Consider the following 21,013-nt stretch of genomic DNA (forward strand, 5'->3'; position numbering starts at 1 on the left):
AGACCGTCGTGTCGACGCGGATCGTCCCTGGTTGCGTGCAGTTTTTGGGGGTGGAAAAACGTATTCACACAGCCTGGACCCAGAGCAGACATCATCAGGGCACCAGGGATTTCGATTGGTAGTCGTGCGGTCAATGGTTCTCAACGTTCACGACAGAGTCTGAAGCTCGCCAACACCAATCGGAGGCTTGCTTCGCCAGCCGATAATGAATGCTCGCTTTGCTAGCCCCTTCTGAACGCGAGCGATCTGCGCCTGCTCTGTAACGAGCCGCAATCGCAGCAGGGGATCGCGAGTTCCCGAAGCGGCAAGGCACTTGTTGATGACCCAACCGAACGGCTCGATGCTGGCGCGCCGCAAGTCCTCCTGGAGGGCAGCAGCCTCGGAAACCGGCGTCGTCTCCGGCAGGGTCACCAAGATCACCCGTGTGTGGGAGGGGTCTTGCAGCCTCATCAGCGGGGTAACGATACGCCCCGGTCCGCTCGGATCGAGTTGGCGTGTCATCTGCCGATGATAGGCGCCGGTCGCGTCCAGTAGGAGCAGCGTGTGGCCTGTTGGAGCCGTGTCGAGCACCACGAAGGCGGCTCGGGCCTCAACGACGATGCGCGAGAAGGCGTGGAACACGGCGACTTCCTCGGTGCATGGCGAAGCAAGATCCTCGAGCAGCAACGCCTTGCCCTGCTCGTCCAGATCACGGCCACGGCTCGCCAGTATTTTCGCGACATACCGCTCCGTCTCGACCCGAGGGTCGATCCGGTCAACCGTCAGACCGGGCATCGCGCCATCAACGACGAAAGCGACGTGAGCCGCCGGATCGGTCGTGCTGAGGTGGACGGCATGGCCCCGCTTCGACAGTCCCACGGCGATGGCGGCGGCAATCGTCGTCTTTCCAACGCCACCCTTGCCCATGACCATGATGAGGCCGTGTTTGCCCTGCGCGATGTCATCGACCAGCCGGTCGAGGCCCGGTAGTTCAACCGGCTCGGCGTTTTGTTCGCCGGCTGCAATTGGAGGCGGACTGGAGGGCGACAAGAACGCCCTGAGAGCCGTGAGGCCGACAATGTCGAAACCAAACAAAGGGATTTCGTCTCGCGGCAATTTCGTAAGCGATGCCGGCATCGCGGCCAGAGCCTCGTCCTGATCCCGCTCAAGCGCAGCCGCAACGGCATCGGTTGGGTCCGTGGCGTGGAAGCGTCCATTCACAGCGAGGAACTGGTTCGAGAGACTGAGCGCATCCAGTTCGGCAGAAGTTCTGGCCGCTTCGCGGATCGCGCCTCGGTCGGCGCGGGTGACCAGAATAATGGTGGTCCGCCTGGGGTCGCCCAAGGCCTGCAGTGCCTTGCGGAAGCGATCCTCCTGCATCTTCAAGCCTGAATGTGGCCCCAGACAGGACGCTCCCCGGTCGTTGTCCTTCAGAAAGCCGGTCCATGCCTTTGGAAGACTAAGAAGCCGCAGCGTGTGGCCGGTCGGCGCCGTATCGAAAATGATGTGGTCGAACCCCGCCATGTCGCCGTCCAGAAGCCCCACGAACTCGTCGAAGGCGGCGATCTCGGTGGTGCAAGCGCCGGAGAGCTGCTCGCGCACGGTCGATCTCTCATCAGGGGTAGCCCCAGGTCCGAGCTGCTCGAGCACACGGGCTCGATAGCTCTCGGCTGCTGCCTCCGGATCGATGTTCAATGCCGAAAGCCCGGCCACATTCGGCACCGGCGTCGGGCTATCGGTCAGGGCGACTTCCAGCATCTCGTCGAGGTTCGACGCAGGATCGGTGCTGACGAGAAGGACACGCAATCCACGGTCGGCCAGACCGATGGCGGTTGCGCACGCAAGAGAAGTCTTGCCGACGCCGCCCTTGCCCGTAAAAAAAAGAAACGGCGTGGGTGCGTTCAGAGCGTGGAAGTGAAACACTGAAAATCTTTCCTGGAGCCGTTACAGGTCCGGGTCCTCATCTGGTGGGGCGTCGATCCTTGCTACGACTTTGTGCCTGCAAACTGATCGTAGGCACGCAGCGCGTCTGCACCATACACTGCCGCCGGGCCGCCTCCCATATAAACGGCAAGAGCCGCAGTCTCCGCGACCTCGTCCCGGCTGGCCCCATGCTGGTGGGCCATTTTTGTGTGATAGGCGACGCAGCCGTCGCAGTGGACGGCGATGCCGATCGCGAGCGCCATCAGTTCCTTCGTTTTTGTGTCGATGGTTTTCGATGCTGTCGCCGCCACCGACAGTGCGCCAAATGCCTGCATCGGGTTGGGTGCCCCCTGTTGCAATAGCCCGACACCGGCGGTCACATCATGGGCGATCTCTGCGAAGTCCTTGCTCACGTCGCACTCCTCATCGCGTTCATGCAGTTCAAGTTACGGTTTCCAGAGCCAGCGCAATTCCCTGACCGCCGCCGATGCACAGTGTTACGATACCGCGTTTGATCCCATCGCGTTTCATCGAATGCAACAACCGGGTCGTGAGCACCGCGCCGGACGCGCCTATCGGGTGGCCGTGCGCGATTGCACCACCTTCGACGTTGACGATGTCGGCAGCCAGACCGAGGTCCTTCGCGACTGCAATTGCTATTGCTGCGAAAGCCTCGTTGATCTCGATGCGCTGGATATCTGCGGCTTTCCAGCCAGCACGATCCAGCGCCTGCTTCACCGCCGGAACTGGACCTAATCCGAACATGCCAGGCTCGACGGCACCGATACCGTAGGCGACGAGGCGCGCCATTGGCGCGAGGCCCTTCTTGTCGGCCCACGCGCGGTCAGCCACGATCATTGCTGCAGCCCCCGTATTAAGCCCGGGCGCATTGCCAGCGGTAATGGTGCCGTCCTTACGGAATGCGGGCTTAAGCTTTGAGAGGCTCTCTAGCGTAGTCTCCGGCCGATTATGCTCGTCTTTGTCAAATTTTGTCGGACCTTTGCGCGAGGCAATTTCGACCGCTGCGATTTCCGAGGCGAACTTGCCGCCAGCTTGAGCTGCAGAAAAGCGCTTCTGCGAGCGTTCGGCCCAACGGTCTTGCTCCTCGCGTGTGATCTGGTGCGAGGCCGCGAGGTCTTCAGTGTGCCATCCGGAATGCTTGCCGGAAAAGGCGTCATTGAGACCATCCATCAGCATCGCATCGAAGATTTGAGCGTCGCCCATGCGGTATCCCCAACGCCCGGAGCCCATGAGATAGGGCGCTCGGTCCATGTTCTCCATGCCGCCGGCGACTGCGCTATCGATCAAGCCAAGCATCACCTCCTGTGCCGCGCTCGCAATCGCCTGCGCACCCGAGCCGCAGACGCGGTTGACCGTCAGTGCCGGAACATCGACCGGAATGCCGCCATTGATGGCCGCCTGCCGGGCCGGGTTCATTTTGTTGCCAGCCTGGATCACGTTGCCCATGACGACCGTGTCGATATCACCGGGCGACAGTTTCGCGCGCTCAAGCGTCGCGCGGACCGCCACGGCACCGAGATCGACCGCCGCCATATCTTTCAGCGCGCCGCCGTATGTGCCGATGGCGGTGCGCACGGGCGAGCAGATTACGACTTCCTTATTGGCCATGGGTCATCTCCTCATTTCTAGCGTGCAGCGCTTTGCGATGGGGGTATTTCTTGAAATCTAATAGCAACGCATGGGGTGCTTTGTTGCGATGGATCAATAGACGGGGGTAACGACCGGCCTCCAATGCAATGAAATATGGGACGGCAAAGGTCTGTTCGTGGCACCTTTGAGACATATGCCCGCCTATCCTGAGAATGTCCGTTCACCGGGGGATAGTGTTGCAAAAGTCGAAAATTGAACGACGCCGAAAATCTCGCAAAAGCTGATTTTTAGCCGGCTCCACCACTGCAATACTGCGTAGCGCCCATGCGAAGCTCCGTGGTCGCTTTTGTGTGAAACGATGCGGTCCCTCATATCGCCGCGTGCGAAAGGCATCAGCGATCCTGAAAAATTTTCGTCGTCACCCCAAAAAGACTTTTTCAACACTATCCGGGGTAGACCGGAAGTCGCCGTGGTCCGGCCAAACCGATGCGAATGACCCCAAGCGGCCTTACTGCCTGCGGGGCTAACGATGCCCGTATTGCGCCACGACCGCATACCACAAGGCCATAGCTTCCGGCGATTTGGGGTTCCCGACCGGCAACTTGCGCACAGCTGTCTGCACCATGATCAGCTTCGACTCGGGATCGACGAAGAGACCCTGTCCGTGAATACCCAAGAGAAAGAACATTCGCCGCTCTCCCGGCAATATCCAGACCTGATAGCCGTAACCCCAGGACTGGGCAATCGTGTTGCGTAGGTAACTATCCGGTGGCACCGCCGTCGCATCGAGAAGCCACTGCCGCGGAACAATCTGCTGGCCGTTCCAGGCGCCGTCATTCGCCAACATCAATCCGAGGCGTGCCCAGTCGCGTAGCGTGGCGACGAAGCAGCAGTAAGCCACTTCTTGCCCTGTTGGATCGATAGCCCAAGCGGCGTCGGACTCGGCACCGAGCTTTTGCCAAATCCGCGTCGCAAGATATTCGGCAAGCGGCATATGCACCGCACGGCTGACGACGAGGCCGAGCAGCTCTGTCTCCGAACTGGCATAGGCAAAGCGTGTATTCGGCGGCGCGTCACGTGTGTTGATCTGGCGAAGCGCGGCAATCGCACCGACCGGGTTACTCCCCAGCAGCGCGACATGCAGCTTGAAAATGTCCTCGTCTGGCTGATAGGTTTGTTCTTGAAAAGCGACGCCTGAGGACATGTGAAGCAGAGCGCGCCCAGGCTGGAAAACTACATCCAACTCCACCGCGCCGCCCCAACACCGACCGGCGAGAATACGAAAACTCTCCATTTCAAGGTTTTTCAGCAGACTGCTAGAGCTCATGTCCGATGTTGGCACATTTCGGACATGCCGCGATTGCCGAGTTGAGTCCGGTTTCGGGGATAAAGCGGAAGTTGGATTTCGAGCCCGCCAAGGGCAGCTTCTGGCGCAGAGCGGGCATTGACACTTGTTTCACCACGGCCATTTTCCTTGCGATCTGCACAAAGATTGAGATATTCGAGTATTGTTCTTCAAATGACCCGTCGTTGGTTGGTTCTCGCGGACGATCTCACTGGGGCTGCCGACTGCGCCATCGCTCTCGGCCGGCGCGGGCTGGCGGCAGTCGTGATTTGGGGCGACATAAGAAGCGCCCGAAGTCGTCAGGAGCCCATTCTAGCCTACGACACCGCAAGTCGGGGTCTTTCGGCCGATGCCGCCGCTGCCCGTCATAGAGATGTGCTGGCGAGCCAGCCAGGGTCAGGACGCCTTCTCTTCAAGAAGATTGACTCTACCTTGCGGGGACAGCCTGCAGCGGAGATTGCGGCGACACTTGAATGTCTGGGAACACGAACGGGTCCGGCATTTGGAGTGCTTGCAGCCGCCTTTCCGGCGACCGGTCGCACGACGAGGGGCGGTCGCATTCTGGTGAATGGTCGCACGCTTGAGGAAACAGACCTCTGGCGACGCGACCATACTTATCCCAATGCAGATGTTGTTGACGTTCTCGCGACCGCGGGCGTTCGCAGCGAGAAGGTCACACTTGCCGCCGTCCGTAATGGCGAACTGAAAACCATTCTGGCCAGCTTAGTCAACGTGGGCGATGTTGTCGCTATCTGCGACGCGGAAACCGAGCACGACCTGCACCTGATCGCAGAGGCGGGCCTGTATGCGTCGCCAGCGAGCGTCTTCATCGGCAGTGCCGGTCTGGCGCATGCGCTCGCTCGCCTCGACGTCGCCGAGAGCGTTGAGCATTTACGCATTCCGACCAGCAAATTCGGTACATTGACCGTCGTCGGCTCGCTCGCCGACGCTTCGAGGTCTGCCGCGCTTCGTTTGAACGCAACCGGAACTGTGGTTCACTTCCCGATCGAGCCGGAAACATTGCGTAATAACAATGCCGACCGCGCCAAAATCACTACAAACGTCAAGGACTGTCTCGCCGAAGGCGGCGATGTCCTCGTCGAGATCGTGATGAATGAATTTCCCGACATGTCGCTTGGTCCCGAGCTCGTTACGAGCCTGGCCGAGACTCTTGAAATTGCGGTACCCGTCATCGGTGCTTTTGCCGCGACAGGCGGCGAAACCGCGGCAGCACTCCTGTCGAGGTTCGGTGTCAACGGTATCCGTCTCGCTGAAGAGATCGAGCCTGGCGTGGCGCTCGGGCTGACGATTGGCTCATTGTCGGTCCCGGTCTGCACCAAAGCGGGTGCATTCGGAGACGAATACAGCCTCATCCGCATTAATGAGCGCCTTCGCGCCGTTCGAACCAGAGGAAGCTTTATATGACCCGTCCGACGATTGCGATCAGCATGGGAGATCCTGCCGGTATCGGGCCCGAAGTGATTATGAAGGCGTTGGCAAAGCCAGAAACACGCGCAATCTGCAATGCGCTGGTAATCGGTGACGCCAACCGCTTGCGTAAGGCTGATAAAATTGTCGGCGGACGGCTTGAAATCGCCGCGTTGCGTGAAGCCGACGATGCAGATTTTGATTCAGGCAGCGTGCAATGCGTAGATTTGAACCTCGTGCCGGACGACTTGCCGTTTGGCAAGATGTCTGCAACTGCGGGAGAGGCAGCTTATCGCTTTATCGAAAAAGCCGTTCAGATCGTGCAGGCAGGATCCGCACAGGCCATCTGTACCGCGCCGCTTTCCAAGGAGGCGTTGCATGCGGCTGGGCATAAATATCCGGGCCACACTGAACTGCTGGCGCATCTCACGGGCACGCCGGAGGTCTCAATGATGCTCGTGTCGAACAGGCTTCGTGTCATTCATGTCACCACCCATATCGGTCTGCTAGATGCAATCGAGAAGATCGAGCCCGGCCTCGTCGAAAGGGTCATCGTCCGTGGGCATGAGGTGTTGGTTCGCGCCGGCCTCACCAATCCAAAGATCGGCGTTTGCGCCATCAACCCGCATGCCGGTGAAAACGGGCTATTCGGCCGAGGCGAGGAGGCAACGAAAATCACGCCCGCCATCGAGGCCTGTCAACGCCGAGGTTGGGATGTGCAAGGCCCTTTGCCTGCCGACACGCTCTTTTTCCTGGCTGGCCGCGGCGATTACGACATGGTCGTTGCGATGTACCATGATCAGGGCCATGGCCCGATCAAGGTACTGGGGCTGGAGGCCGGCGTTAACATCACGGTCGGCTTGCCGGTGATCCGTACTTCGGTCGATCATGGTACAGCCTTCGATATCGCGGGCAAGGGCATTGCTGACGAGCGCAGTCTGATTGAGGCGTTGCGGCAGGCAGCCGAGCTTGCGCCGAAACGCGCTCTTGGCGGCTAATAAGGTTTGAAGCATTCACCTGTGCGAGCTTGTATCGAATCCGCCAGGATCTGCGGCCTAGCCATTGAAACGGCGCAGCGTAAGGTATCAGACTCTTCACAGGGATCGCAGGCTCGGATCCTGTCGTTCCCACAATGCGACCGCCTTTGAAAGACCGCTTCTGGCGCAAAGCGGCCGTTGACCTGCTGACCGGGATTTCGCCGACGCACGAGGCTAAAATTTCCATCAAGACCTTACCAGCGTCTGGAACGAGGGGATGGGAAATGTTCAGTAAGCCACCAATTTATTCGTAGGGCTTGAATTCATCAGCGGGAAGTTTTGCGCGGCTTGGCAACCAGAATTTTTCCTTCATCAACTAGGTCTTGGCAAACCTGCATCAATCCCGTGAAAACTTCACGCGTGGCGCGGCTCACCGGACGACCGCGTGGCAGCGCCAATACGCGATCGGCGCGCATCCACGGCAAGAGTGCGGCCGACAACTTGCCTGCCTCGATCTCTTCGTGAATGCCGGAGAAGGGCAGCAGGCCATAACCGAGGCCGGAGGCCACGATTCGCTTCATCGGCACGGCGCTGTCAACCCGCAGCGAGAATGGCACCGTTGGTGGGAACGGATTGCGGCTGAGCGGCACGATGGCGGCCGGCAGGCCTTCGAATTCCTTGCGGGTCAGCTTGCCGCGTTTGAGCAGGGGATCACGCGGCGGACCAATCAGGAATACCTGCTCGACCACCAGCGTTTCGTAATCGAGGTGATCATTGGGCTGCGGCGTGGTGACGACGGCGAGATCGAGTTCGCCACGCAACAGGCGGTCGCACATTCCCTCCGTCAGGCCTTCGCTCAATTCGAGCCGCACCCGTGGGAAACGCTTCACGATTAGATGGGCGAGTGGCGCATAGAAGATATCGGCGAGACTGGAGGGCGCGCCCAATCGCACCGTGCCGCTGGGCTCGCGGTTTTCGGTTCGTACTTCGGCCTTGATGTCATCAATGGTGCCGAATAGCCAGCGGCCGCGTGCCAACAGCACCTTGCCGGACTCGGTCACGGTTACGCCGCGCGCGCCGCGTTCGAGCAGCGCACCGCCAAGCTCGCGCTCGAGTTCCTTGACGTGCCGGCTGAGTGCCGACTGCGCGATATTGAGCGTGCTGGCTGCAGCCGCGAATCCGCCGCGTTCGGCGACCGCGACGAAATAACGAAGCTGCCGCAGGTCCAATTTCAGCATCCTTCTCAAATTGAGATAGCAACCATATCAAACATATTCTTGTGAGATAACAGAATTAGGGCAGTCTCTGCCCAAAATAAATACAGGGAGAGAACGGGCATGGGCATCGCCGCGGACGAAGCACGCCAGACGACCGTATTCATCGCCGGCGGTGGCCCGGTCGGGCTCGCAATGTCGCTGCTGCTCGACAGGTTCGGCATCGATTGCGTCGTGGTCGAGAAGAGTACGACGACAACAGATCATCCAAAGTCGCGCGGCTGCTGGGTCCGAACCATGGAGATCTTCCGGCAGTGGGGGATCGAAACGGCGATCCGCGACCGCGGCCTGCAAGAGAACTCCGACATGTTCGTGTTCCTCGACAGCATCGCGGGACATGAGTTCGGCCGCACACGGCCCGAACCGAATGTCGGGCATACGCCGGCGTGGAAGAGCCTGGTCGCTCAGGATGCCGTCGAGGAAGAAATCCTGCGCGTCGTCGAGCGGTCGAAACATGCCACCGTGCTGTTCAGCACCGAATGTGAATCATTCGAGGAAACCAACAGCGGCGTCCGTGTCAGGACGCGCTCCGAAGCGACCGGCGAAATCACCGAATGGAGCGCGACCTACCTGATTGCCGCAGATGGTGCCGGCAGCCGAACCCGCCGCAACGCCGGCATCGAGATGGTCGGGCCGGCCACGCTGGCGGTGATGTCGAACGAGTATTGGCGGGCCGATCTGTCGAGCCTGCCGATTGCGCGCGAGGCGGCGGGCTTCATCGTCATCCCGGACAAGCCCGGCCTGCCGCGCGCGGGCATCCTCAACACCAACGGCCGTGATCGGTGGCTGACGGTGACGCAGATCGGTATCACCAAGGACGATCGCGAGCGGCCTTGGACCGATCAAGAGTTCATCGAAATCGCGCGTGGCCATGTCGGAATTGCCGACCTTGACGTGACGCTGCTCAACCGCTCGATCTGGCGCGTCAGCATGCAGGTCGCGGAGACATTCCGGAAGGGCCGGGTGTTCCTGGTCGGCGACTGCGCCCATCGCTTTCCACCGACCGGCGGCTTCGGCCTGAACTCCGGGGTGCAGGACGCGCATAACCTCGCCTGGAAGCTGGCGTTCGTTCTCAAGGGGTGGGCGGACGACCGCCTGCTCGACAGCTATTCCAGCGAGCGTCGGCCTGTCGCCCAGTCCAATGCCAATTTCAGCTTCGGCAATCGCCTGCGGTTCGGCCTCACCGACGATGCTGTGAGATCCCGGAACCCGGACCGGATCCGGTTCTGGATCAACGATATGGACAATCATCTTCACAGCATCGGCCAGAATCTCGGACACAATTACGAGGAAGGTGCGGTGATCCCGGACGGCACCGTCGCCAAGGCACTGAACTCGCGCTACTACACGCCTTCCGATCGCCCCGGCGCGCGCTTTCCGCATATGTGGCTGGACTCCGCGCGGAAGCGTTCGACGCTGGACTGGTTCGACAAGGAATTCGCTGTCGTCACCGGCCCGCTCGGCAACGAGTGGCTCGAAGCGGGGCGCCAAGTTTCCGAAAAGACCGGCATGGCGTTGCAGCTCAGGCAGTTGCCCGCGGCTGATCCGGCAGACGGATATCAGTTGGGCATGCGCGGCGCCGTGCTGGTGCGTCCTGATGGGCATGTGGCGTGGCGAAAGCCGTGGATACCATCGGATCCGGCAAAGGAACTCGCCGGCGCGCTCTCGACGCTGCTGCATTAGGGGAAGCTTCGATGCACACGTTCGAAGCCAATGGCGTCACTACGGCCTATCAAAAAACCGGCCGCGGAGCCCCGCTCGTGTTGTTGCACGGCGGCGAAGCCGATCATGCGATGTTCGACGGCCTGGTACGCGCGCTGAACGACCATTTTACCGTCATCGCTTATGACCAGCGCGATTCGGGCGCCACGCGCAATACCACCGCGACTTATTCGCTGGCTGACCTCGCCGACGATGCGGACGCCCTGATCGGCGGCCTCGGCCATGACCGCGCCCATGTGATGGGGACCTCGCTGGGTGGCCTGATCGCGCAAGTGCTGGCGGCACGGCATCCGGATCGCATCGACCGGTTGATCCTCAGCAGCACGTGGAAAGTGAACAAGAGTCCGCTGGAGGTGAATGCGGATGCTTTTCGCACGCTAGCATCCCACCGCGCCGATACCGCAACCAACGCGCCGAAAATCGCGGAGTTCTTCTTTCCGCCGGATTGCCTGCGCGACCGTCCCGAACTGATCGAGATATTTCGCGGCAACAGCCGTGATGACGGCCAGAAGGCGCGGCGTGGCGGCATCCTGGCGCAGCCGGTCGCGGCCGACCTTTCGAACTTCGATCGCCCGACGCTTCTGCTCGCCGGCAGCGAGGATCGCCTGATTCCGAACGCGGAAACATTTGCCATTGCGTGCGATCTCAAGCGCGCCAAGACGCGCGTGATCGAGCAGGTCGGACATGTGTCGTCGATCCAGGCGCCTGAACGCGTGGCGGAGGCGGTGATTGCATTTCTGAATTCGTAAGAGGCGGGTCGACAACACGGGGAGAAGACCAATGGCCGACCAGACGAACGTAGTGCCATTCGACGAAGCGCCGGTAACGGCGCGCTATTGGCTATCGATCATCCTTTTCGCCGTGACCGGCGTGGTCGACTTCTTCGATTTCTTCGTGGTCGGGTTTCTGGTGTCGGTGCTGGCGCCGAAATGGCACCTGACCTTCGGGCAGACCTCGATCATGCTGATGAGCGCCGGCATCGGCGCCATGCTTGGCGCGCTGGCGTCGGGCTTCCTCGCCGATCGGTTTGGCCGCAAGCCGCTCGCTGTCGCCGGTGTCCTGATCTGCGGCCTCAGTTCCGGCGCGATTGCGCTGATACCGGAGGACGGCTGGATCTTCTTTGCGATACTGCGCTTCTTCGTCGGCTTTGGCCTTGCGGCGGGCGCGGCGGCAGCCGTGCCGGCGATCGTCGAATTCGCGCCGACCCGCCACAGGACGCTGGTTACCAGCCTCGTGGTCGTTCCTGTCGCCTTTGGCGTGTTGTCGGCATCGATCACGGCGAGCTATCTGCTGCCGCTGGTTGGTTGGCGCGGACTTGCCGCGGTCGGCTTCCTGCCGATCATCCTCGCGATCCTGACCGCTTTTGTCATGCCGGAGTCGCCGCGCTGGCTGATCAGCAAGGGCCGGGTACGGGAAGCGCAGACCAGCATCCGCAAGCTCTACCAGGTCGGCCATCAACCGTTTGCGCTGCCGACGCTACCAGCCGCAAGCCGCGCTCGGTTTGCCGATTTGTTTGCCGAACAACGGCGTTTCTGGCTGACGGTGCTGATCTGGTTCGGCGCCAGCACCGCCAATTATGGCGTCTTCCTGTGGGGACCTACGATCGTCGCCCTGTTGCTCGGGGTCGCGCCCCAGGATGCAGCGAAGATGTTCATCTATGTCAGTCTTGCCGGCGTGCTCGGCCGGACCGGGTTTGCGTTTCTGGCCCATCGGGTCGGCCGCAAGCCGTGCGGTCAGCTGATGGGATATGGCATCGCCATTTCACTGGGATTGGCCGCACTCTTCCATAATGATTTCGTCGGCTCGGTGCCACTGTTCCTGGTTTTCCTGATCGTCGGTGCGTTATTCTTCGACGGCGGGTTCTCCAATCTCGCCCCCTATCCGGCGGAGATATTCCCGGTTCAGCTCAGCGGGCGCGCGGTTGGATTGGCACAATTCGCCAATGGCGTCGGCAAGATCGTGGGGCCGCTGTGTCTCGCCGTGATCGCGGGTGCCGACAATTTCGTGCATCCGCAGGCAACTGCATCTGCTGTGACGCCAGCGTTCATCTTTCTGGCCGGTGCAGGCCTTCTGGTCGGACTTGCCTTTACCTTCCTTGGCGTCGAGCCGCATGGGCGCCCGGTCTCGTTGTTCGGCGGCACAAGGAGTGGGAGTGCAGTGTCGAAGCCGGTGACGGCAAAAACCGCGGCGTAACCCTCGAGAGGAATTGAACGTCATGAACCATACGCACAGCGAAGCCGCAGCGGAGCCGCCGTTCGATACGGCGAAGCTCGACCGGCTGATGGGGGAGGCGGACCTCGATGTCCTCGTCGCCACCTCGCGGCATAACGTCCAGTACCTGTTGGGTGGCTACCGCTTCTTCTTTTTCGACGCGATGGATGCGATCGGCGTCAGCCGCTATTTGCCTGTCGTCGTTTATCAAAGGGGCCGGCCCGAAAACACGCTTTATGTCGGTAATCGCATGGAGGGTTTCGAGCGCGAGCTGGGAACCATTCCGGCGCCGATCGTCAAGACGTCGTGCTGGAGAACGCTCGACGCGACCGAAACTGCTGTCCAGCATATCAAACAGCTCGGCGACGGCGTGAGGAGGGTGGGTATTGAACCAAGTTTTCTGCCCGCTGACGCCAGGCAACTTCTCGGTGCTCAACTCGGCAATGTAGAGTTGCTCGATGGGCAGTTCGTGCTGGAACGGTTGCGCGCGATCAAGACGGCAGCGGAGATCGAGCTTGTCCGTCAGGCTTCCGCGCGCGTCGTCAGCGCCATGCAGGCCACGTTCAAGGCTTGCGAACCCGGAATGAGCAAGCACGATGTCGTCGACCGGCTGAGGAAGGAAGAGCAGGCGCGCGATCTGACGTTCGAATACTGCCTGATAACAGCGGGGACCAGCCGCAACCGCGCGCCGTCGAACCAGCGGTTGGAGCGGGGCGACGTGATGTCGCTCGACTCCGGGGGCAATTTTCACGGCTACATCGGTGACCTCTGCCGCATGGGCATCCTCGGGCAGCCCGACGCCGAGCTGAAGGAATTGTTGCAGGAGGTCGAGGAAATCCAGCAGATAGCGCGCAAGGTCGTCCGGCCGGGTACAGCGGGTGGCGAAATCGTCACCGCCGGCGAAGCGGCGGCGAAATCCTCTCCGCATCGCGACATCCTGGATTTCACCGCGCATGGCATCGGCCTGATCAGTCACGAAGCGCCTCGTCTGTCCGATCACGGCCCGGTGCCGTACGCGGCTTATGATGCCGATCGTCCATTGCAGCCTGGAATGGTCATCTCGATCGAGACGGCGCTGCCGCATCCGACCCGCGGCTACATCAAGCTCGAGGATACGCTGATCGTGACTGACACCGGCTGGGAAGCGGCAGGCGACGGCGCACGCGGCTGGAACGTTGCCGGCCAGAATTGAAAGATAGACAATGCCCAGAGGGCGCGGCGGTAGGTCGGCCCTGCCTGCCTCGCCCTTGCGGGGAATGGCGGCTTCTTGCACTTTTCGGACCTGGCGGGCCGGCCTCACCGTGTCCGTTGTTCGGGGAAGACCGGAAGTAGCCGGCAATGGGCCAAACCGACGCGATTGACCCATCTCGGACAAACCTGCGTCATGTAGCATCGCATCGCTCGGCGGGCGTTCGTTGACGGCCTACCCCTCTGGCACGCCAGCGAGGCCCATACCTTCAATGATACGCTCCCGGTCAGCGAGGTAGGTTGGATTGCTGCTGGCAGCGCTGGCGCGGAACCGGTGCAGATTAAAGTTTGGATCGAGCTCAAGTCCCGCCTGCACTGCAGCCCGCGCTTCCACCAGCGAGCCAAGCAGCGCCAGGCCAGCTGCGAGATGGAAATGCGCCAGGGAGAAATTACGATTGGCCTCGATGCTGCGGCGCAGCCATGCGACGGCTTCCGCGTCGGCACCAAGCAACAACTTTGCAACGCCGGCAAATGCCATCCAGCGGAAGGCAGAGATATCGCGCGGAGAGAGACGAAGCGCCTCAAGAATATGGCCTTCGGTTTCCGTGGCGCGACCCAGAAAAAGCTTGCCCCAACCGATAAAGGCATAAGCATCAGTCAAATTCCGATCCAGTGCCAAAGCTTGCTCGCATTCGGCGATGCCTTGCGCCGCGCGGTCGGTAATGATGTAGGCAACGCCCAAAGCCAAGTGGGCCGGGGCATGGTCCGGGGCGAGCGAAACGGCTTTGATCGCTGCCGCTTCGGCCGCCGCAAGGCGCGTAGCCCGGTCGTCGGTAAAATTGACGGTGCCAATAGCTGCGTCAACCAGCGACGCGCCGGCTAACGCCGCGGCATTTCGGGGGTCGAGCGCCAGGGAACGGGCGAAAGCCTCCTGCGCTCTTGCCAGATATTCCGGGGTCGCGCCCTTGTTCAGGTATGCCCTGCCCTGAAAATAAGCATCCATCGAACTGGGATGTGGCGCATTTGCCGCTCGCCGGGCCGCGGCTACCATCAGCCGGACATCGAGAGCGTTAGAAAGCCGCGATACGATTTCGTCTTGCATGTCGAAAAGGTCGGCGAGGGGCTTGTCGAAGCGCTCAGCCCACAGATGATTGCCGGTTTCGGTGTCGATCAACTGGACGTTGACCCGCATCCGGCTGCCGCTGCGCTGTACCGAGCCCTCCAAAGCATAGCGGACGTTCAATTCCCGGCCGATTCGCTTCACATCGACCACTTTGCCCTTGAAGGTAAATGCGGTGTTGCGCGCGATGACGAACGCGCCGACGATCAGAGACAGGTCCGTGGTCAGGCTTTCCGTCACGCCATCGACAAAATAGTCCTGCTCGGGATCGCCGCCGATATTCGCAAACGGCAGAACAACGATGGACAGAGGCGGCGCCGAAGGTGAACTCTCCAGCGTGCCGCCTTTTCGCGTCCCGAAGACAAGTCCATCCCGGACCACGGCGTAGGCCCGTACAGGACGAGTGATATTCTTGAGGTTCTGTTCGCCCAGATCGGTAAACTCGACCTCGACTTTGCCGCGAACCTGATCGTAAGCGGAGAACGACAGGCAAATGCCGCCGGGTTCGCAGATGCCCTCGAGCCGTGCGGCAATATTGACGCCGTCGCCGAAAATATCGTTCGCTTCGACGATAATGTCGCCGATGTTGATGCCCACACGAAAAACGAGCCGTTTGTCGTCGGCCTCATCGATGGTAAGTTCGCGAACATTGTTTTGGAAATGGATGGCGGATCGAACCGCCTCGACGGCGCTCGGAAACTCCGCCAGGAATCCGTCGCCGGTGGTTTTGACAATGCGGCCGCCGTGCTCTGCGATTGCCGGCTCGATTCCGTCAGCCAGAAGCGCGGTCAGACGCGCATGTGTGGCCTCTTCGTCGGCGTGCATCAGGCGTGAATAGCCCGCCACGTCGGCGGCCAATATCGCCGACAACCTGCGTCCGACCCGAAGTGACGGCTTCTGAACCATTGCAAGCAAATCTCGACCAGAATGCATTTTACGACAAATGCGGCTGTTGGCCAACGCTCGGATCCGTTTATGAGTGATCCACCCCTGACATCGGCCTAGCCCAATTACTACCCGGCATGCTTTAATGCGGCCGGGCCAAAATCCGACTTTAGGAGCCTGTTTTGGCGGGAGAACGCGTGGAGCGGCGCCTGGCTGCGGTGCTGGCGGCTGACGTCGCCGAGTACAGTCGCCTGATGGGAGCGGACGAAGAAGGCACGCTGGCCCAGCTAAAGTCGGTCAGAAAGACGCTTGTTGATCCCGTCATAGCCGCCCATCGAGGTCGCATCGTCAAGACGACGGGTGACGGCATGCTGGTCGAGTTTGCCAGTGCCGTCGACGCCGCACGTTGCGCGGTTGAAGTCCAGCGCAGCGTGGACGGGCAAAATGCCACCGTGCCGCAGGACCAAAAGATCGAATTCCGCATCGGCATCCATGTCGGTGACATCATCATCGACGACAACGATATCTTTGGCGACGGGGTCAATATTGCCGCGCGCCTCGAAGGGATTGCAGTTCCCGGCGGGATCTGCATTTCCGACGACGCGCAACGGCAAATTCGGGGCAAGGTTGATATCGCCTTCGAAGACATGGGTCCGCAGAAGCTGAAGAACATCGTCGAGCCGATGCGGGCCTGGCGGGTTCAGCCTGGTGACCCAAGCGCTGCGAAGGGGCCACCGGGTCAGGCTCCGGCGCTCGCTCTCCCCGACAAACCGTCGATCGCGGTGCTGCCATTCCAGAATCTGAGTGGTGATCCGGAACAGGATTACTTCGCCGATGGTATGGTCGAGGACATCATCACGGCGCTCTCGCGGTTCAAATCGCTGTTCGTGATCGCGCGCAATTCGAGCTTTACCTATAAGGGCCGAGCTATCGACATCAAGCGGGTCGGGCGCGAGCTTGGCGTTCGTTACGTGCTCGAAGGTAGCGTGCGCAAGGCAGCGGGCATCATTCGCATCTCGGGTCAATTGATCAATGCCGCGACCGGCACGCATCTTTGGGCAGACCGGTTTGATGGCAATCTGGACGATGTCTTCGCATTGCAGGACAAGATAACCGAGGCCGTGGTCTCTGCAATTGCGCCGACTGTGTATCAAGCCGAAATTGATCTGGCGGCGCGGCGCCGCCCCGTTAACCTCAGCGCGTACGACCTCGGCCTGCGAGCGTCGCAACTTTTCAGCTCGATGACACGCGAAGGAAATGCCGAGGCGATCGAACTATGTCATCGCGCTCTGGCGCTTGATCCTCGATATGGCTTTGCCGCATTTATAGCGGGCAGTTGCCATTTCGTAAGCATCACCCAAGGGTGGGCTCCTGACCCGACGCGCGCGACCGAGGAGGCGAGACGGCTGCTTTCGCTGGCGCTTGCCATCGACGAGAACGACCCGGACGTACTGGCCACTGTCGGCCTTGGGATGTCTTACCTGGCAGAGGATACCAACGCTGCAACCGAAATGGTCGATCGCGCGGTTGCGCTCAATCCAAACTCGGCGGTTGCGTGGAGCCAGAGAGGACTGGCATATCTGCTTGGAGGGCAGTGTCCCGAGGCGGTTCGAAGCTTTGAACGCAGCATTCGTCTGAACCCGCTCGATCCGCTGCTGTATATGACGCTTTCGGGCATGGGGTTTGCGCTCATCGAGCTTCGCCGGTTCGACGAGGCGGTCGCCGCGGCCAAAAAAGCGATCCGCCAGAACCCAAACTACGTGACGAGTTTTTACTGCCTCGCATCAGCCCTGGGGCATGCCGGACCCGAGGCGGAAGCACAAAAAGCGGTGTCCCGCCTGCTCGAACTCGAACCTGACTTTCGCCTTTCTAAATGGGTGAAACGCGGCGCCAGCCAGTGGCATACGCGCAACAAACTGGTGATCGAGGGCATCCGCAAAGCCGGCATTCCGGAATGATCTACCCGCGGGCACGATAGATGAGCGGTCGACTTCCGGTGATGGCACTTTTCGGACGTGCTGCGGCAGTCTTCCGATGTCCGCTGTTCGGGGGTGAACAGACCTAAATCAGCCGCGCCCGAAGGTCACCTTTTGACCCGATTCGGACATCGTGTGCGGACCCACTCACTCTATCACTTCGCGGTACCGAGGCTTGGCTTGCCGGCCGGGCGGCCGAGTTCTGAAACCAATGCCCGTGGCGACGGATTGATCAAAAGATCACTCGGTTGCGCTTGTCGCGCGTTTCAGAGTCACCACAGCAGTACCCCCACCGGTTGCCGGTGTAGGATTCTTATACGTGAGCACATCGCCGTTGATCGCGATGAAACGCTTCTGATCCGTATTATCCCACGCGGGAAAGCTGCCGCCGATAATATGTAAGGATATTGATTGTTCAGATTCATTGACTTTGTAGTCGCCAAACATCACGATTATTCCCTCCAGAGCGGCTCTGGTTTCCGGCGGCAGCGGAAAGTCGCGGCGGGCATATTTTGGTCGTCCCGGACGCATGAGATTGATTGAGAAGTGATCTGCCGCATCGAACATGAAATATCCCTTCGGATCGGAACCAAATACTTGGGTTGTTTTCCCGGTCCTTTCATTCACGTTTACAAATGAAGTGACCCGCCAAGTGCCTACAAGCTGCTGTTTGAGCGGCTCTGCGGCCCCCGTGGATAACGCGGCACATGTAAGAGCTGCGGCTATCGGAATTGACCGTAGTGCTTTCATGGTGCTCTCTCCGGTTTTCAGGCACGTGCATCTATGACGAGTTCTGGATTGGCCGCCCAGCCAAGTCAGAGCCTCGAAAACATTTCACTGGGCACTCGGCGGTCAATGGGGCAATTCATCCCACAATACCGCACCGACGGCCAGTACTGGATTGACCACACCAAGACGTGGGCATGCGTTCGAAAAGGCAATTGGCCAAAACGCTACGAGCCATTCCGGATGGTTGTGCCAGGTGGGCCCACAAGATCATCGTCGGCGATCCTGCGGAAGCCATCGAGCGAGAAGCCATGGGGCCTGTGGGGCAAGATAGGACAGCGGTCGTTGGAGCGTTCGGCGTGCCTAGCGTTGCTTGTGAGAAAGCCGGCACGAAGGTCCGGTTCTGGCACGACGCGGAAGCGCCGGGCCAATCTGGCGATGGCCGTTGACGGGGCTAGGCCGGAAGTGGTTGCCCGACCGTCAAACCGACGCGATTGACCCATTTCGGAAGTCGCGAGTCTCTGGCCAATGGGCTTCGGCCTGATACACTTCAAGCTATGACGGCGTAGAGGGCGGCTTCATGGTCCGGCAGCGTGTTGAGCGCAAGCTAGCTGCGATTTTGGTCGCAGACGTAGCGGGCTATTCACGCCTGATGGAGTTGGATGAGGAAGAGACCCACCGGCGGTTGAGCTTGTTGCAGCGCGAGGTCATTCGCGCGCACATCGGCCAACACCACGGCAAAATCATCAAGAACACCGGTGACGGCGCACTCGTCGAGTTCGCGAGCGTCGTTGATGCCGTTCACTGCGCGGTGGAAATCCAGCGTCGGATGAGCGAGCGTAACGCGAACGTGTCGGACGATCGACGCATCGAATTCCGTATCGGCATCAACCTGGGCGATGTGATCGTGGAGCCGAACGACATCTACGGCGACGGGGTCAACGTCGCTGCACGGTTGGAAGGGCTGGCCGATCCGGGCGGATTATGCATCTCCCACACTACCTATGATCAGGTTCGCGATAAGGTTCCTTATCCGTTTGTCGACAGGGGCGAGCACGCGGTCAAAAATATCTCCCGACCAGTCCGCGTCTACGCCCTGAGCGCCGGCGTCGTGGCCTCCTTGCCGTCGCTCGGTTCGACGGCGGAAGCAAGCCGATCGTCCCGGTATCGAATAAGCCGTGCCTTGCTCGCGGCATGTGTCGCGGGGATCGTGCTGGTCGCAGGCGGGCTCTGGTTTGGCATCAAGTCGGCAAGAGCGCCGCATTCCGCTGCCGATACGTCGCGATTCTCGATCGTCGTTCTGCCGTTTGCGAACCTGAGCGGCAATTCCGCGCAGGACTATCTTGCCGACGCCATTACGGAAGGACTGACAACCGTCTTGTCACGCGCCAAGGGTGCCTTCGTGATCGCGCGCAGCACGGCGTTTACCTACAAGGGCAAGGCGATTGATATAAAGCAGGTCGGCCGTGAGCTTGGCGTGCGCTATGCACTGGAAGGAAGCGCGCAGTACAGCGCTGGCAAGGTGCGGGTGAATGCCCAGCTCATCGACACCGATACCGGTGCTCACATCTGGGCCGACCAGTTCGATGCGGATCGTCCTGATCTGTTGGAGATGCAGGATGACATCGTCATCCGCCTCTCGCGCGCGCTATCCATTCAGCTCATCGATTTTGACCTTGCACGCGCGATGCGGACGCGCCCTGGAAACCTGGAAGCGCAGGATCTCGCCATGCAATGTCTTTCGAACCTGAACAGATCGCAGGATATCGAGGCTATGGGTCCATGTCGGCGCGCATTACAGCTCGACGGGGGAAATGCGCTTGCCCTCAGTCTAACGGCAATTGCCACGATTTACCCGGTCATCACGGCGCAGAGCGACAATCCGAAAGAGGCCATCAGGCTTGCGGACGAACTCGCCTCGCGTGCGCTCGCTGCCGATCCCAACGTCTCAGGCGCTCACGTGGCGAAGGCCTGGGTCCTGTTGGCGCAAGTCCGCCATGAGGAGGCGATCGTCGAAGCGGAAAAATCCCTCGCCCTCAATCCCAGTGCGATCGAGGGCTATATGGCTCTTGGTATTGCCAACAACTTTCTGGCCCGACCGGATCGAGCTCTCGAAATGGCGGAGAAGGCAACCCGACTGAGCCCGCGCGACCCGTTCCTGTCGGGGTTCTCTGCGATAAGAAGCGAGGCCTTCTTCATCCAGCGCCAGGACAACAACGCGATCGAAGCGGCCCGCCGGTCGCTGGTGCTGGCCCCATACCCCGACCCCTATACAACATTGATATTGATCGCGGCATCCGCGCTGAGCGGACAACAAGCCCAGGCAGGCGATGCGCTCAAGGCCTACCTCGCCGACGGACGGGCCAGGAGCAAAACCATCGCCCAGTTCCAGACCCAGCAACTGGCGTTGGCAAACAATGCGGGTTGGGTGACCTACAATGAACGGTTTGTGGAGGGGCTCCGGAAGGCGGGATTTCCAGAATGAAGGACCGCTTAGAAATTGGCCGCGCTCAAGAGTGACTCGCAGCGTCTTTCAACCTGATCGTTCCGCATTGAGACTTCTGCTTGTGCCCCAGGCTGTGTGAAAACCCCGTCGATGCTATGATTCTCTTGCTGAATCGGCGGGGGAAGTGATGCGGGGTTTCGTT

Annotated in this window: 15 protein-coding genes; 8 read left to right on the forward strand and 7 right to left on the reverse strand. The window is 60.6% G+C overall.

Going from position 1 to position 21,013, the window contains the following annotated elements; translation table 11 throughout:
- Positions 1–147 precede the first annotated feature (147 nt).
- The 4 genes from arsA to JQ624_RS36810 form a co-directional block, all read right to left on the reverse strand.
- Positions 148–1,902, reverse strand: coding sequence for an arsenical pump-driving ATPase (arsA, locus tag JQ624_RS36795; protein WP_212423770.1), 1,755 nt, complete (start codon positions 1,900–1,902; stop codon positions 148–150).
- Positions 1,903–1,964: 62 nt separating this feature from the next.
- On the reverse strand, positions 1,965–2,315 hold the full coding sequence (locus JQ624_RS36800; RefSeq protein ID WP_212423771.1) for a carboxymuconolactone decarboxylase family protein: 351 nt from the start codon (positions 2,313–2,315) through the stop codon (positions 1,965–1,967).
- Positions 2,316–2,343: 28 nt separating this feature from the next.
- Positions 2,344–3,531, reverse strand: coding sequence for an acetyl-CoA C-acyltransferase (locus JQ624_RS36805; RefSeq protein ID WP_212423772.1), 1,188 nt, complete (start codon positions 3,529–3,531; stop codon positions 2,344–2,346).
- Positions 3,532–4,036: 505 nt separating this feature from the next.
- Positions 4,037–4,840: a serine hydrolase gene (locus tag JQ624_RS36810; RefSeq protein WP_212423773.1), complete on the reverse strand. Its 804-nt coding sequence runs from the start codon at positions 4,838–4,840 to the stop codon at positions 4,037–4,039.
- Between the two features lie 192 nt (positions 4,841–5,032).
- On the opposite strand from JQ624_RS36810, the gene JQ624_RS36815 reads away from it, so the two are divergent.
- Both JQ624_RS36815 and pdxA read left to right on the forward strand, forming a co-directional pair.
- Positions 5,033–6,283, forward strand: a complete 1,251-nt coding sequence (locus JQ624_RS36815; RefSeq protein WP_212423774.1) for a four-carbon acid sugar kinase family protein — start codon at positions 5,033–5,035, stop codon at positions 6,281–6,283.
- Positions 6,280–7,284 (forward strand): 4-hydroxythreonine-4-phosphate dehydrogenase PdxA, encoded by a 1,005-nt coding sequence (gene pdxA, locus JQ624_RS36820; protein ID WP_212423775.1) that lies wholly within the window; start codon positions 6,280–6,282, stop codon positions 7,282–7,284. Before JQ624_RS36815 ends, pdxA begins: the two co-directional genes overlap by 4 nt.
- A gap of 305 nt (positions 7,285–7,589) precedes the next feature.
- Here pdxA and JQ624_RS36825 read toward each other — a convergent pair whose 3' ends face one another.
- On the reverse strand, positions 7,590–8,501 hold the full coding sequence (locus JQ624_RS36825; RefSeq protein WP_212423776.1) for a LysR family transcriptional regulator: 912 nt from the start codon (positions 8,499–8,501) through the stop codon (positions 7,590–7,592).
- 99 nt (positions 8,502–8,600) lie between these two features.
- On the opposite strand from JQ624_RS36825, the gene JQ624_RS36830 reads away from it, so the two are divergent.
- The 4 genes from JQ624_RS36830 to JQ624_RS36845 are packed head-to-tail and all read left to right on the forward strand — an operon-like array spanning position 8,601 to position 13,662.
- A complete protein-coding gene (locus JQ624_RS36830) occupies positions 8,601–10,220 on the forward strand; it encodes an FAD-dependent monooxygenase (RefSeq protein WP_212423777.1) in 1,620 nt (539 codons plus the stop codon).
- An 11-nt stretch (positions 10,221–10,231) separates the two neighbouring features.
- Positions 10,232–11,008 (forward strand): alpha/beta fold hydrolase, encoded by a 777-nt coding sequence (locus tag JQ624_RS36835; protein WP_212423778.1) that lies wholly within the window; start codon positions 10,232–10,234, stop codon positions 11,006–11,008.
- 31 nt (positions 11,009–11,039) lie between these two features.
- On the forward strand, positions 11,040–12,452 hold the full coding sequence (locus tag JQ624_RS36840) for an MFS transporter (RefSeq protein ID WP_212423779.1): 1,413 nt from the start codon (positions 11,040–11,042) through the stop codon (positions 12,450–12,452).
- A gap of 22 nt (positions 12,453–12,474) precedes the next feature.
- Positions 12,475–13,662: a Xaa-Pro peptidase family protein gene (locus JQ624_RS36845; protein WP_212423780.1), complete on the forward strand. Its 1,188-nt coding sequence runs from the start codon at positions 12,475–12,477 to the stop codon at positions 13,660–13,662.
- A 231-nt stretch (positions 13,663–13,893) separates the two neighbouring features.
- Here the strand turns inward: JQ624_RS36845 and JQ624_RS36850 are convergent, their stop codons facing one another.
- Complete coding sequence (locus JQ624_RS36850; protein WP_212423784.1) at positions 13,894–15,684, reverse strand: adenylate/guanylate cyclase domain-containing protein; 1,791 nt, start codon at positions 15,682–15,684, stop codon at positions 13,894–13,896.
- A gap of 161 nt (positions 15,685–15,845) precedes the next feature.
- On the opposite strand from JQ624_RS36850, the gene JQ624_RS36855 reads away from it, so the two are divergent.
- A complete protein-coding gene (locus tag JQ624_RS36855; RefSeq protein WP_212423781.1) occupies positions 15,846–17,621 on the forward strand; it encodes an adenylate/guanylate cyclase domain-containing protein in 1,776 nt (591 codons plus the stop codon).
- A 258-nt stretch (positions 17,622–17,879) separates the two neighbouring features.
- On the opposite strand, the gene JQ624_RS36860 is transcribed toward JQ624_RS36855, so the two are convergent.
- Positions 17,880–18,389: a lipocalin-like domain-containing protein gene (locus JQ624_RS36860; protein ID WP_212423782.1), complete on the reverse strand. Its 510-nt coding sequence runs from the start codon at positions 18,387–18,389 to the stop codon at positions 17,880–17,882.
- Positions 18,390–18,945: 556 nt separating this feature from the next.
- On the opposite strand from JQ624_RS36860, the gene JQ624_RS36865 reads away from it, so the two are divergent.
- A complete protein-coding gene (locus tag JQ624_RS36865) occupies positions 18,946–20,850 on the forward strand; it encodes an adenylate/guanylate cyclase domain-containing protein (RefSeq protein WP_212423783.1) in 1,905 nt (634 codons plus the stop codon).
- The last annotated feature ends 163 nt before the right edge of the window (positions 20,851–21,013 follow it).

The organism is Bradyrhizobium sp. AUGA SZCCT0283 (assembly GCF_018130385.1).
GTDB lineage: Bacteria > Pseudomonadota > Alphaproteobacteria > Rhizobiales > Xanthobacteraceae > Bradyrhizobium.

What these genes read in the sequence shown, in the direction of transcription:
- JQ624_RS36805 (WP_212423772.1), bottom strand. Translation starts at nt 3,531, where the DNA reads ATGGCCAATAAGGAAGTCGTAATCTGCTCGCCCGTGCGCACCGCCATC.
- JQ624_RS36810 (WP_212423773.1), bottom strand. Translation starts at nt 4,840, where the DNA reads ATGAGCTCTAGCAGTCTGCTGAAAAACCTTGAAATGGAGAGTTTTCGT.
- JQ624_RS36815 (WP_212423774.1), top strand. Translation starts at nt 5,033, where the DNA reads ATGACCCGTCGTTGGTTGGTTCTCGCGGACGATCTCACTGGGGCTGCC.
- pdxA (WP_212423775.1), top strand. Translation starts at nt 6,280, where the DNA reads ATGACCCGTCCGACGATTGCGATCAGCATGGGAGATCCTGCCGGTATC.
- JQ624_RS36825 (WP_212423776.1), bottom strand. Translation starts at nt 8,501, where the DNA reads ATGCTGAAATTGGACCTGCGGCAGCTTCGTTATTTCGTCGCGGTCGCC.
- JQ624_RS36830 (WP_212423777.1), top strand. Translation starts at nt 8,601, where the DNA reads ATGGGCATCGCCGCGGACGAAGCACGCCAGACGACCGTATTCATCGCC.
- JQ624_RS36835 (WP_212423778.1), top strand. Translation starts at nt 10,232, where the DNA reads ATGCACACGTTCGAAGCCAATGGCGTCACTACGGCCTATCAAAAAACC.
- JQ624_RS36840 (WP_212423779.1), top strand. Translation starts at nt 11,040, where the DNA reads ATGGCCGACCAGACGAACGTAGTGCCATTCGACGAAGCGCCGGTAACG.
- JQ624_RS36845 (WP_212423780.1), top strand. Translation starts at nt 12,475, where the DNA reads ATGAACCATACGCACAGCGAAGCCGCAGCGGAGCCGCCGTTCGATACG.
- JQ624_RS36850 (WP_212423784.1), bottom strand. Translation starts at nt 15,684, where the DNA reads ATGGTTCAGAAGCCGTCACTTCGGGTCGGACGCAGGTTGTCGGCGATA.
- JQ624_RS36860 (WP_212423782.1), bottom strand. Translation starts at nt 18,389, where the DNA reads ATGAAAGCACTACGGTCAATTCCGATAGCCGCAGCTCTTACATGTGCC.
- JQ624_RS36865 (WP_212423783.1), top strand. Translation starts at nt 18,946, where the DNA reads ATGGTCCGGCAGCGTGTTGAGCGCAAGCTAGCTGCGATTTTGGTCGCA.